This is a genomic window from Burkholderia sp. HI4860 (assembly GCF_002223045.2).
Classification (GTDB): domain Bacteria; phylum Pseudomonadota; class Gammaproteobacteria; order Burkholderiales; family Burkholderiaceae; genus Burkholderia.
This window is the reverse complement of record NZ_NKFO02000001.1, coordinates 2,715,591-2,728,073: the sequence shown is the minus strand read 5'-3', so window position 1 is coordinate 2,728,073 and position 12,483 is coordinate 2,715,591. Positions and strand designations below refer to the sequence as shown.

Here is a 12,483-nt window from a genome sequence, read left to right as displayed (position 1 = left end):
CATTCGCAATCCGGTGCGCCGGGCGTGTTTTCGCCATGCGCATCGCTTTCGTTGATCGACACCATGACACCGAATCAACCGTTTCTCGCGTCCCAGCGCGATGTGCTGCTGCTGCTTGCCCGGATCCTGCTCGTGATCCTGTTCGTCATGTTCGGCTGGAAGAAGATCGTCGACTTCCCCGGGACCATCGCGTTCATGGGTTCCGAAGGCGCGCCCGCGCCGATCATCTCCGCCGCGATTTCCGTCGTGATGGAGCTGTTCGTCGGGATCGCGATCCTGGTCGGTTTCCAGACGCGGGCGCTCGCGCTGCTGCTGGCGCTCTATACGATCGGCGCCGGCATCATCGGCCACCACTACTGGACGATGACGGGCGGCGAGCAGATCAACAACATGATTCATTTCTACAAGAACATCGCGATCGCCGGCGGCCTGCTCGCGCTTTGCGCGGCGGGCCCCGGTCGTTTTTCGATCGATCGCGGATAAACGGACCCGGGGCGCGCGCATGGGGCACGCGCTGGAAGGTCGAGACTCCGAGGGGGCATCATTTTGCGACTCAAACATTTCGCATGGCTGATCGCGGCTGCCACACCGGCGGCCGCTTTTGCACAGACGAGCGTTACGCTGTACGGCCGCGTCGACGGCGGCATTGAATACCTGAACCACATCGCGAAGCCGAACGGCGGCAGCGGGACGCGCTGGAGCGCCGAAAGCGGCGACTGGGGCACCAGCATGTTCGGGCTGAAGGGCATCGAGGATCTCGGCGGCGGGCTGTCGACGGTCTTCAACCTGGAAACCGCGTTCCAGGTGATGAACGGCCAGACGGGCGGCGGCCGCATGTGGTCGCGGCGCGCGTACGTCGGGCTGAAGAGCGACACGTGGGGCCAACTGCAGGCCGGCCGCAACCTGTTCATCGACAGCGACGGCGTGTGGGAATTCGACCCGTTCGTGCAGCAGGCGTTTTCGTCGGCCTCGCTCGTGCGCGGCCGCAACTGGCAGCAGACCAGCAACAACATCGAATATCACAGCCCGGTGATCGGCGGCTTCGACGTGCAGGCGCAATACGCGTTCGGCAACCAGTCGCGCGGCTTCAACTACGGTGCGGCCGACGATTTTGGCCGCTCGGACGGGATCATGATCTCGTACCACTCGCCGTTGCTCGACGTGCGCGGCATCTACGACGAACTGCGCGACAACAACGGCAAGTTCAGCAACATCTTCACCGCGTCGCGCGAGTATTTCGTCGGCGCGAACGTGAAGGTGTCGAAGTTCAAGATCCAGGGCGCGTATACGCACTACCAGGCGCCGGATAGTCCGGCCGGCGTGGCCGATCGCGCCGATCACTACTGGCTCGGCGCGACCTATTCGGCGACGCCGCAATGGGCCGTGACCGGTGGCGGGTATTACGTGAAGGTGGGCGACGGCGGCGGCGACGCGTCACACGATCCGTCGGGGCACGCGATGATGTATGTGCTCGGCACGACGTACAACCTGTCGAAGCGCACGTTCCTGTATGGCACGGTCGCGTATGTGCGCAACGGCGGGAATTCGAATTTCTCGCTGCTCGCGACGCCGCGCGATGCGACGTCGGGGACGAGCCCGATGACGGGCGAGTCGCAGACGGGGGCGTATGTGGGGATGATGCATACGTTCTGAGCGGGCAGTTACGCGACCGGTACGCAACGCACGGGCGATGGCTGCCCGTGCGTTGTTGTGTTGACGGTGCGTGAACGGTGTCGATCAGAACGCGCACGCATCGGTCGTGACGAGCGTCGCAAACGGCCCCCCAAGCGTCGCGTTGTGATGCGCGACGATCCGCTCGGCCGGCAGCTCCGGCGTGTCCATGCAGGTGTGCGCGTCTGTCACGAGCACCGCGCGAAAGCCGTGATCAACGGCCGCACGGCAGGCCGTGTCGACGCAGTACTGCGTCTTCATTCCCGCGATGACGATCTCGCCGATGCCGGCCTCGCGCAGCCATTCGGCGAGCCGTGTACCGGCGAAGCTGCTCGACTGCGCCTTGTCGAACACGATGTCACGCTTCATATCGATTGCGAGCTCCGGCACCAGCGCGGTCAGCGGGGAACCGGGTGCAATCGGCGAACCGGCGGGCCCGGTGTGGCGCACGGCGAACACCGGCGCACCGGCTTCATGCGCGCGACCGATCAACCGGTTGATGTTCGCGAGCACGCGTTCGCCGTCGTACGGATGCTCGGGGCCGTGAAACAGGCCAACCTGCATGTCGATGACGAGCAGTGCGCGTTTCGGGGAACAGACTTCTGGCATTGCGTTTCTCCTGAGTGACCGATACGAACGGAGAAACGACAAGACCCCGTCCGGAACCGGCGGGGCCTGTGAGGGATGGCGCTACGACCTGGCGCGCACTCGCCGCACGAGCCCGCCGAAGGCGGTCGTGCGCGTCGTGGTCGAGAGGGTGGTCGTGATGTGGCGCATGAAGCGATCATGCCCGATACGCGCGCGCCACGTCAATCGCGCACCGCGCATCGGCCACCGGTCAGTCGAGTGCCTTCCCGGCCTTTTCATCCATGCACCGCACGGCAAGCAGCGTCATCGCGCCACAGCCGATCGCATACCACGCGGGTGCATTCGGATTCCCGGTCGCCGCGATCAGCCACGTGACGAAGAATTGCGCGAAGCCGCCGAAGATCGCGACGCCGACGCTGTACACGAGCGCGCCGCCAGTGGCGCGCACCGCACGCGGGAACAGTTCGCCGAGCATCGCGCCCGTCGCGCCGATGTTGATCGCATGCACGATCGACAGCGCGGCGATGATCGACAGCAGCGATGCGGCGCCGGGCCAGCGGTTCAACGCGATGAACGCCGGGTAGATCGCGGCCATCAGCACGATACGCGTCCACCAGACGATCCGGTTGCGCCCGTAGACGTCGGACAGGTAGCCGCCGATCGGCGTCACGAGCATCAGGATCGCGCCCGCGACGCAGCCGGCCGTCATCGACAGCCACGTCGGCAGGTGCAGCACCTGCACGCCGTAGATCGCCATGTAGAACACGATGATGTAGTGGATCGACGTGCCGCCGATCGTCACGCCGAGGCCTGCGAACACGGCCTTGCCGTGATGGCGCAGCACGTCGGCGAGCGGCAGCGATGCAACCGGCTCGTCGTGTGCGGCGGCAGGCGTGGTGGCCGGCACTTCCTCGACGGTGCGGCGCAGCCAGTAGCCGAGCGGCACGAACAGCGTGCCGATGATGAACGGCACGCGCCAGCCCCAGCTTTCGAGCTGCGCGGCATTCAGCGTCGACGTCAGCGCGACGCCGGTCAGCGCGCCGGCGAGCGCGGCGAGCCCCTGGCTCGAGAACTGGAACGACGCGTAGAAGCCGCGACGATGCTGCGGCGCCTGTTCGAGCAGCAGCGTCGTCGACGCGCCGACTTCGCCGCCCGACGCGAACCCCTGCAGCAGGCGCGCGAGCACGAGCAGCAGCGGTGCGGCGAGCCCGATCTGCGCGAAGGTCGGCGCGACCGCGATCGTCGCGGTGCCGAGCGCCATCAGCAGCAGCGTGAGGATCATCGCCTTCTTGCGGCCGGCGCGGTCGGCATACATGCCGATCACGAGCCCGCCGAGCGGACGCGTGACGAAGCCGACGCCGAAGCTCGCGACCGCGAGCATCAGTTGCCCGAACGGCGAATGCACGGGAAAGAACAGCTTGCCGATCAGGATCGCGAAGAAGCTGTAGACCGTGAAGTCGTAGAACTCGAGCGCGTTGCCGACGGCGGCGGCCGCGATCAGCCGGCGTTTCTTCGCGGCGGCGCGTGCATCGACCGGCGTGCCGGCGAACGAAAGGGCGGACGTTTCCATGTGGGGCTCCCCGGTTGGGCGCGAAACGATGGGGTGAAGGGCCGTCAGGCCGCGAGCCAGGCTTCGGCGATGCGAACCCAGTAGCTCGCGCCGATCGCGAGGATGTCGTCGTTGAAGTCGTAGCCGGGGTTGTGCACCATGCAGCCGCCCTTGCTGCCGATCCCGTTGCCGATGAACGCGTAGCAGCCGGGGCGCGCTTCGAGCATGAACGCGAAATCCTCGCTGCCCATCAGCGGCGCGGTGTCGGTTTCGACGCGTTCGGCGCCGAGCATCTGGCGCGCGATGTCGGCCGCGAACGCGGTCGGCTCCGCGTGATTGACGAGCACCGGGTAGCCGTAGTCGTAGTCGACTTCCGCCGCGACGCCGAAGCTTTCCGCCTGGCCTTTCGCGAGTGCTTCAATGCGGCGTGCGAGCAGCGCGCGCACGTCGGCGTTCAGCGCGCGCACCGACAGCTTCATCGTGACGGTTTCGGGAATGATGTTGAACGTCTCGCCGGCCTGCACGCTGCCGACCGTGATCACGGCCGCATGTTGCGCATCGACCTCGCGTGCGACGATCGTCTGCAGCGCGACCATGATGCTGCCCGCGGCCGACATCGGATCGCGCGCGAAATGCGGCATCGCGCCGTGGCCGCCGACACCGCGCAGCGTGATCGTCACGCGATCGGCGGACGCCATCGCGGCGCCGGTGCGGAAGGCCATGTCGCCGGCCGCGCGGCCCGGCATGTTGTGGATCGCGAAGATCGCGTCGCACGGGAAGCGGTCGAACAGGCCGTCGTCCATCATCGCCTTCGCGCCGCCGAAGTTTTCCTCGGCCGGCTGGAAGATCAGGTTCAGCGTGCCGGAGAACTGGCGCGTGGCCGCGAGGTGGCGCGCCGCGCACAGCAGCATCGCCGTGTGACCGTCGTGGCCGCACGCATGCATCTTGTTCGCGTGGCGGCTCGCGTACGGCAGGCCCGTGGTTTCCGCGAGCGGCAGGGCATCCATGTCGGCGCGCAGCCCGACCGTGCGCGTGCCTTGCCCTTCGCGCAGCACGCCGACCACCCCCGTCTTGCCGATGCCGCGATGCACTTCATACCCCCAGCCGGCGAGCAACTCGGCGACGAGATCGCTCGTGAGCGTCTCCTCGAACGCGAGCTCCGGGTGAGCGTGAATGCGACGGCGCACTTCGACCAGCTCGGGTGCGATCGCGGCGATACCGGGGATGACGGGGTTCACGGCTTGCAGCATGGTGTCTCCTGTGGGGCACGTGGGGCGGTTGACGCACCGATGACGAGCAAGCATATAAATTTCTTTTGTGTACCAGAAGCTGATAAATTGCTTTGGTGCTCACCACCGGTTGCCGCTCGGGAATACCCTGAGCGGGCGTGTGCCGCGCAGCACAGGGTTTCCACGGATCACGCGTCGCCGCCATGAAATACCATCAGCTGAAAGCGTTCGTCACCGTCGCGGAAGAGGGGAGCATTCGCGCGGCCGCGCGGCGCCTGAACGTGTCGCCGGCGGCGTTGACGAAGGCGGTCAAGGAACTGGAGATCGCGCTCGGCGTATCGCTCGTCGTGCGCACCGCGCGCGGCGTGCAGCTCACCGCGTTCGGCCAGCAGTTGCAGGTGCGCGCGCGGCTGATCGTCGCCGAAATGCAGCGCGCCCGCGACGACATCGAGCAGGCGCAGGGCGCGACGACGGGCTCCGTCGCGGCGGCGATCACGCCGGCCGCCGCGGTGACGATCCTGCCCGACGCGTTTCGCGCATTCCGGCGCCGCTTCCCGGTGGCGCGCGTCAACCTGATCGAAGGGTTTCCGGGCGTCGCGCTGCCGCGCCTGCACGACGGGTCGCTCGATTTCGCGGTGGCCGTCGTCGTGCCCGAACTGCTGGCGGCCGAATTCGATCACGCGGAACTCTATGCGAGCCGGTCGCTGATCGTCGCCCGCAAGGGGCATCCGCTCGCGTCGGCCACGTCGCTCGCCGATCTCGTCGAAGCCGACTGGTTGATGAACCCGTCGCCGGAAAGCTCGACGCAGGTACTGTTCAATTCGTTCGTCGCCTACGGGCTGCCGGTACCGGCGCGCGTCGTCGAGTGCCCGAGCTTCGGGCTCGCGCGCAGTTTGATGATGGAATGCGACCTGATCGCGTCGATGCCCGAGCAATTGTTGCAGGCCGAATGGGCGCGCGACCAGCTCGCGGTGCTGCCGATCCGCGAGCGCCTGCCGGGCGTCTCGGTGCAGGTCATCACGCGTCGCGACAGCCCGCTGACGCCGGCAGCGGCGATGCTGCTCGACTGCCTGCGTGATTCCGCGCGGCGCAAGGGGCTGCGGTGAGCCGGCGCCCGCGGGTGGCGCTCTTCAATGCATCGTCATCCTGACGATTATCCGTGCGGCGTTGCCGTCGTTTGACGGACATGCGGCTTGCGCAGTGGGCACGCCATTCCGGCGCATGCCGCGCGAGCCGGTATCATAGCGGCCGGCCCGCCGCTCCGGCCGGCCTCCAACCACATCGCCATCCGGCATCCAGCAATCAGAGGCATTTCATGACCAGTGCAACCCAATTCGACAACGTATCGGTCGTCAAGCGCGCGAACGTCTATTTCGACGGCAAGTGCGTGTCGCATACCGTGCTCTTCCCGGACGGCACGCGCAAGACGCTCGGCGTGATCCTGCCGTGCGCGCTCAACTTCGGCACGGACGCCCCCGAATTGATGGAAGTGCAGGCCGGCAAGTGCCGCGTGAAGCTCGACGGCAGCAGCGAATGGCAGACCTACGGCGCGGGCGAATCGTTCTCGGTGCCGGGCAAGAGCCGCTTCGACATCGAAGTGCTCGAGACGCTCGATTACGTCTGCAGCTACCTGTAACACGCAGCCGCGCTGCAAAAGAAAAGCCCCGCCGAAGCGGGGCGTGTCGCAAGCGGATGGCGCCCAGGCCATCCGAAGCGCCTGTTCTCGTTACAGGCAGGCGTTGATGTCGCCGGCCGACGATGCATCGCCGCCGCGGAAACCCACCCAGGTTTTCGCATTCGCGGCGTTGGCCGGGCGCACGACGGCGGCAGCGCCATTCGGCGGCTGCTGGCCCGGCGCATACACGGCCATGGCGAGGCCGTTCGCGAGTTCATACTGCGACGTCACTTGCTGCTGCGACTTGTCGGCCCAGGTCTTCGCGATGCACTGCGCGACCTCGTCGGCGGGTTTCTGGCTTTGTCCCACGTTCTGCAGGGCAGAATCGGCTGCATGAGCAGAAAATGCCACGGTCAATGCGATGAGCGGTAAGTATTTCGCGTTCACGTTATCTCCCTCGAGTCGTGATTGATTGAGTGGAATGCGCAGCACAGGACTGCGTACAAGTGAGATTGCATCGGCGGAGCACGGTTCCGGCTATTCCGAAACAAGTTGTTAACGCGCTTGCCAAATGGCGGCTCCGATGCTCTGCACGTTGCTGCGGCGCGGCATACATCGTGTGCGGCACGACGTCATGCGCTGCATGGTCGGCGCGCTGCCCGGTCGTGTGGTGACGTGACGGTCGCGGCGAACGGCATGTGTCTGCATGCCGTGCCGCGACTCTTTATTGGATCGCGAAGTGGAATGGCTAGTTGGATGGCCCCGTCGCATGAACACCATGATGACAAACTTTCGCCCGTCGAATTGTTAACCAACTTTAAACACGGGAAGCGGCGGAATGCGATGCGGCACGCGCGGGGCGTGCCGCATCGAGCGGAAGCGGTGACGCGAGCAGGGCGTGCGCGGCGAGGGTGCCGCGCAGTGCAGTGAGTCAGCCGGCCTTGCGCGTGCCGATGTCGCGCAGGTTGGCCGGGACGATCGGGCGGAAGCGTTCGCGCTTCTGTTCGTCGTCGAAGTGCTGGAGGGCGGGCTTGATCAGGTCGCTGCGCGACACGATGCCCGTGATGCGCATCGATTGCTCGTCGTCGACGACCGGCAGGCGTTCGAGGCCGAGCATCGCGAGTCGCGACGCGACGACGCGGCATGTTTCGTGTGCCTGCGCGACCGCCGGCGCGCGGTCGGCGAATGCGCCCGCGATCGGCGTGTCGGCCGCGGCCTGGGCGCGCTGCGCGTCGAGCGTCGCGCGATCGACGAGACCGAGCAGGCGGCCGTTCTGTACGACCGGGTACGCACGGTGCGTCTGCTTCGCGCCGAAGTACTGCGACTCGACGGCCTCGAGCGTTGCTGCGCCGTCGATCGCGACGAGCCGGTCGGCCGACGTCATCACTTCGCCGATGTCGTGCCGCTCGAGCGGATCGACGCCGTATTCGCGATAGATGTGATAGCCGCGACGTGCGATCTTTTCCGTCATGATCGAGCGCTTCATCACGACGGTCGCGAAGCCGTGCGCGACGAGCGTCGCCGCGAGCAGCGGCAGCAATGCATTCGCGTCATGCGTGAGGCCGAACGCGAACACGATCGCGGTCAGCGGGGCACCGAGCGTGGCGCCAAGCGTCGCGGCCATGCACACCAGCGGCCACAGCGCCGGGTCGCCGCCCGGCAGCATCGGCGACAGCACGGTGCCGAGGCCGGCGCCGAGCATCAGCAGCGGGGCGAGCACGCCGCCCGACGTGCCCGAGCCGAGCGCGATCACCCACATCGCGGCCTTCACGATCAGCAGCGCGAGCGCGATCTTCAATGCGATGTGCTGATGCAGCAGGTCGCCGATCACGTCGTAGCCGACACCGAGCGCGCGCGGCTCGAGCCAGCCGCCGATGCCGATCACGATCGCGCCGAGCGCGGGCCACCACATCCAGTGCACCGGCAGCTTCGCGAAGGTGTCCTCGACGCGATACAGCGCCGCCGACAGGCCGCATGCAAGCATGCCCGACAGCAGGCCCGCCACGATGCACGACAGCAGCGCGACGGGCGTCGGTGCGGCCGTGGTCAACGGAAACAGCGGATCGACGCCGAAGAACACGGCGCGGGCGAAACCGGCCACCGCGCAGGCGAGCGCGACCGGCAGGAAACTGCGCGGGCGCCATTCGAACAGCAGCAGTTCGACCGCGAGCAGCACGGCGGCGACCGGCGTGCCGAACACGGCCGTCATGCCGGCGGCCGCACCGGCGACGAGCAGCGTCTTGCGCTCGGCGGCGGTGACGTGCACGCACTGCGCGATCAGCGAGCCGAGTGCGCCGCCCGTCATGATGATCGGGCCTTCGGCGCCGAACGGGCCGCCGCTGCCGATCACGACGCCCGACGACAGCGGCTTGAGGATCGCGACCTTCGGCGACATGCGGCTCTTGCCGAACAGGATCGCCTCGATCGCTTCCGGAATGCCGTGGCCGCGGATCTTTTCCGAACCGAAGCGCGCCATCAACCCCACGATCAACCCGCCGATCACCGGCACGACGATCACCCACGCGCCCAGCGCGTGGTTCGCCGGCGAGCGATCGGCGAACGAGAACTGCTGGAAGAAGAACAGGTTCGTGAACAGGTGGATCAGGCTCAACAGCACGAATGCGGCCAGCGTGCTGAGCAGGCCGATCCCGGCGGCGAGCAACGCGATCCTGGGCAGGCGGTCGTTGGTCGCGAAATCGCGTTTGTGGGGTGCGTTCATCGGAGTGGAAAGAGCAGGGGTCAGTAATCGATCTGGGGAACCTGGAACGCGTCCTTGAGCGACTTCAGCTCGGCGCGATGCATGGCCGCGAGACGCGCGAGCAGCGTTTCGCCGGCTGGCTCGAGGTGGACCTCGACCTGGCGGCGATCCGCTTCGCTCGTCTTGCGCTTCACGAGGCCGAGCGCTTCGCAGCGCGTGACCAGCGCGACGACGCCGTGATGCTGCGCCTGCAGGCGTTCCGCGAGTTCGCCGATGGTCGCCCATTCGCGATGCGGATAGCCCTTGATGTGCAGCAGCAGCAGGTATTGCAGCGGCGTCACGCCTTCGCTTTGCGCGGCGCGTTCGGAGAAGCGCTCGAAGCGGCGCATCTGGTAGCGGAACTCGGACAGTTGCTGGAAATCGCCTTTCGTCAGCGCGCGTCGGGTATCGTTCATCGGGGCGGTCGGTCAGTCGGTTTCGGTAGCGATGAATATATCACAACATGATATAAATGGTCGAATGGCGGCGAATAAAATGCACTCCGCGTTGTGTCGGCCGTTAAGTGGTGCTACGTGCGCTGCATGCGCTACGCGGCCTCGAGCATTTGCGTCTGCCGATAGAGGCCCGTGACGAGATCCGTCTGCGTAATGATCCCGACGAGCCGCCGCGATGCATCGACGACCGGAATGTGGTGGTGGCCCGAATGCGTAAACAGCGGGACAAGCGCGGTGATCGGCATCGTTTCCGGCACGCACGCGACGTCGCGCGTCATCACGGTGGCGACGCTTGGCGGCTGGCCGCCGAACGATTGCGGCAGGCGTGCCGACAGGCGCTGCCACAGCGGGGTCGGACGGCGCAGCTGGCGCGTGAGGTCGGCGCGCGTGACGATGCCGGTCAGGCGGCCTTCGCCGTCGACGACCGGCAGCGCCTTCACGCGGTGGCGGTCGAGCAGCGTGAGCGCGGCCGTCACCGACGTCGACGGCGCGACTTCGATCGCATGCTTCGTCATCAGGTCGGCGCACGAGAGTTGGCCGAAGGTGCGCGTATAAGCCTGCATCTCGGTTTCGCGCAGCAGCGCTTCGAGGTCGTCCGGATCGACGTCGAGCCATTCCCCGCGGCGCTTCAGCACGGCATCGAGGTCGCCGCGCGTGAAGCCGCCGCGCGCGGGTGCGGCGCCGCCTGCCTGCGGTTTCGCGTCGGGGCGCACGCCGCCGTGCGGGTAGCGGTGCCCGGTCAGCGCGTGATAGGCGAGCGCGGCCGACAGCAGGATGGCCGATTGCAGCGCGATCGGCTCGAGCACGAAACTGAACCCGAGCGAATGGATCGCGGGGCCGCCGACCACGGCCGTGAGCGCGACCGCGCCCGACGGCGGGTGCACGCAGCGCAGCACGAACATGCCGCCGATCGCGCACGCGATCGCGACCGCGGCGGCCGTGATCGGATCGGCGATCCATTGGGCGCACGCGACACCGACCGTCGCCGCGACGAGATTGCCGCCGATGATCGACCACGGTTGCGCGAGCGGGCTCGCCGGCACCGCGAACAGCAGCACGGCCGACGCGCCCATCGGCGCGACGAGCAACGGCACGAGCCCCGGCACGCCGGGCAGCAGCCGCATCGTCACGCCGACCGTCGCGATGCCGACGAGCGCGCCCGTGCACGAACGCAGGCGCTCGCGCCAGCCCAGCGACATCGGATGGGGAATGAAGCTGTGCAGCCATTGCCGCAACGTGCGGCGCGACGAAGGGGAGCCTGACGACATGGACGGTAAGCGGTAAGAGTGACGGCGCGGAGGCGCGCAGCGACAAGCGGCGAATTATATCGTGTTGTGATACAAATTGTCGCGCTGCATCAGGCCGTTGCACGTGCGCGACGCGCGTTGCTTGCAAGAACCTTTCATCGGATGAGAGTTTGCGGGCCGCAGATCCGCGCAAATTTGTCTGCAGCGGCGTACAATTCGGGCCACTGAATCCCCCGTCATGCCAGAACCCCGTACGCGATGCCCGCTCTCCCGCCTTTCTCCCGGCACGGTGATCGATTCGACGTGGTTCGCGGCTGCGTTCCGTTCCCCACCTGACGCGAGGGCTGCCGACGCCTCCCCACTGACTCCCCCAAGCCAATTCAATGGACATGCTCGAAAACATGCGCCTGTTCGTGCGCGTTGTCGAATCCGGCAGTTTTACTGCGGTCGCGAAGGAAATCGACGCGACCACCGCGCAGGTGTCGCGCGCGGTATCGAACCTCGAAGCGCACGTACAGACGCGGCTGCTGCATCGCACGACGCGCCACCTCGGCCTCACCGAAAGCGGCGAACGCTATTTCGAGCGCGCGAAATCGATCCTCGCGGAGATCGACTACGCGAACGCGGAGGCGCGCAATGCACTGCTGCGGCCGAGCGGCAAGATGCGCATCCATGCGATGACGGGGCTCGGGCAGAGTCATGTCGTGTCGTCGATCGTCCGCTACCAGGAGGACAACCCCGACGTGTCGGTCGAACTGACGCTCGCGCAGCGGATGCCGAATCTCGTCGAGGAGGGCTATGACGTATCGATCGTGACGGCGTCGCAACTGCCCGATTCGGGCTATGTCGCGCAAACCTGCGGCACGAGCTGCAGCGTGCTCGTCGCGTCGCGCGAATACCTGGCGCGCCACGGCACGCCGCAGTCGCCCGACGAATTGCCGAACCACGTGTGCCTGCGGCTCGACACGCCTGCGTCGCCGGCCGGCGAATGGCGGCTCGAGCGCAGCGACGGCGAGGAGGCCGTCTACGAGCTGCAGCCCGCGCCGTTCCAGGTCAACGTGCCGGACGCGCTGTGCGTCGCGGTGCGCGCCGGGCGCGGGATCGCGTGCGTCGCGCTGTATACGGTGCTCGACGACATCCGCGAAGGGCGGCTGATCCGCGTGCTGCCGGAGTACCGGCTGCAGACGGTGAGCGTGTATGCCGTCTACGCGACGCGCCGCTATCTCGACGCGAAGATCCGCACGTTCCTCGACCACCTGCGCACGACGCTCACGCCCGCGCTGGAGAACGACCTGCGCGAACTCGACCGGCTGACGACCGAACTGACGCCGGGCGGCCGCAAGCGCGCATGACGATCCGCGCGGGCGTGCGCCGCGCGAACTGCACGGGCCG

The 12,483-nt window shown here is 67.1% G+C and carries 12 protein-coding genes; 5 read left to right on the top strand and 7 right to left on the bottom strand.

The features are described 5' to 3' along the window. Window positions 1-63: 63 nt before the first annotated feature. Both CFB34_RS12165 and CFB34_RS12160 read left to right on the top strand, forming a co-directional pair. Window positions 64-483: a DoxX family protein gene (locus CFB34_RS12165; protein WP_089442270.1), complete on the top strand. Its 420-nt coding sequence runs from the start codon at window positions 64-66 to the stop codon at window positions 481-483. A 63-nt stretch (window positions 484-546) separates the two neighbouring features. Then, window positions 547-1,653 carry a porin gene (locus tag CFB34_RS12160; protein WP_089442271.1) on the top strand — a complete coding sequence of 369 codons (1,107 nt, stop codon included), beginning with the start codon at window positions 547-549 and terminating at the stop codon, window positions 1,651-1,653. An 84-nt stretch (window positions 1,654-1,737) separates the two neighbouring features. Here the strand turns inward: CFB34_RS12160 and CFB34_RS12155 are convergent, their stop codons facing one another. The 3 genes from CFB34_RS12155 to CFB34_RS12145 form a co-directional block, all read right to left on the bottom strand. Beyond that, window positions 1,738-2,280 (bottom strand): cysteine hydrolase family protein, encoded by a 543-nt coding sequence (locus CFB34_RS12155; RefSeq protein ID WP_089442272.1) that lies wholly within the window; start codon window positions 2,278-2,280, stop codon window positions 1,738-1,740. A gap of 229 nt (window positions 2,281-2,509) precedes the next feature. Beyond that, the gene (locus CFB34_RS12150) at window positions 2,510-3,829 is read right to left on the bottom strand and encodes an MFS transporter (protein WP_089442273.1); all 1,320 of its coding nucleotides are present in this window, start codon (window positions 3,827-3,829) and stop codon (window positions 2,510-2,512) included. A 44-nt stretch (window positions 3,830-3,873) separates the two neighbouring features. Then, window positions 3,874-5,058: a M20 aminoacylase family protein gene (locus CFB34_RS12145; RefSeq protein WP_089442274.1), complete on the bottom strand. Its 1,185-nt coding sequence runs from the start codon at window positions 5,056-5,058 to the stop codon at window positions 3,874-3,876. A gap of 182 nt (window positions 5,059-5,240) precedes the next feature. Between CFB34_RS12145 and CFB34_RS12140 the strand changes: the two genes are divergently transcribed. Continuing rightward, window positions 5,241-6,143: a LysR substrate-binding domain-containing protein gene (locus CFB34_RS12140; RefSeq protein ID WP_089442275.1), complete on the top strand. Its 903-nt coding sequence runs from the start codon at window positions 5,241-5,243 to the stop codon at window positions 6,141-6,143. Between the two features lie 209 nt (window positions 6,144-6,352). Further along, a complete protein-coding gene (locus CFB34_RS12135) occupies window positions 6,353-6,673 on the top strand; it encodes a pyrimidine/purine nucleoside phosphorylase (protein ID WP_006478890.1) in 321 nt (106 codons plus the stop codon). Between the two features lie 90 nt (window positions 6,674-6,763). On the opposite strand, the gene CFB34_RS12130 is transcribed toward CFB34_RS12135, so the two are convergent. The 4 genes from CFB34_RS12130 to CFB34_RS12115 all read right to left on the bottom strand — a co-directional run bounded on the left by CFB34_RS12130 (window position 6,764) and on the right by CFB34_RS12115 (window position 11,112). After that, on the bottom strand, window positions 6,764-7,099 hold the full coding sequence (locus tag CFB34_RS12130; protein WP_046196524.1) for a hypothetical protein: 336 nt from the start codon (window positions 7,097-7,099) through the stop codon (window positions 6,764-6,766). A 484-nt stretch (window positions 7,100-7,583) separates the two neighbouring features. Further along, window positions 7,584-9,371: a chloride channel protein gene (locus CFB34_RS12125; RefSeq protein WP_089442276.1), complete on the bottom strand. Its 1,788-nt coding sequence runs from the start codon at window positions 9,369-9,371 to the stop codon at window positions 7,584-7,586. A gap of 20 nt (window positions 9,372-9,391) precedes the next feature. After that, window positions 9,392-9,805 carry a helix-turn-helix domain-containing protein gene (locus CFB34_RS12120; protein ID WP_089442277.1) on the bottom strand — a complete coding sequence of 138 codons (414 nt, stop codon included), beginning with the start codon at window positions 9,803-9,805 and terminating at the stop codon, window positions 9,392-9,394. A gap of 131 nt (window positions 9,806-9,936) precedes the next feature. Next, on the bottom strand, window positions 9,937-11,112 hold the full coding sequence (locus CFB34_RS12115; RefSeq protein WP_089442278.1) for an HPP family protein: 1,176 nt from the start codon (window positions 11,110-11,112) through the stop codon (window positions 9,937-9,939). A gap of 362 nt (window positions 11,113-11,474) precedes the next feature. On the opposite strand from CFB34_RS12115, the gene CFB34_RS12110 reads away from it, so the two are divergent. Beyond that, a complete protein-coding gene (locus CFB34_RS12110; protein ID WP_089427284.1) occupies window positions 11,475-12,443 on the top strand; it encodes a LysR family transcriptional regulator in 969 nt (322 codons plus the stop codon). The last annotated feature ends 40 nt before the right edge of the window (window positions 12,444-12,483 follow it).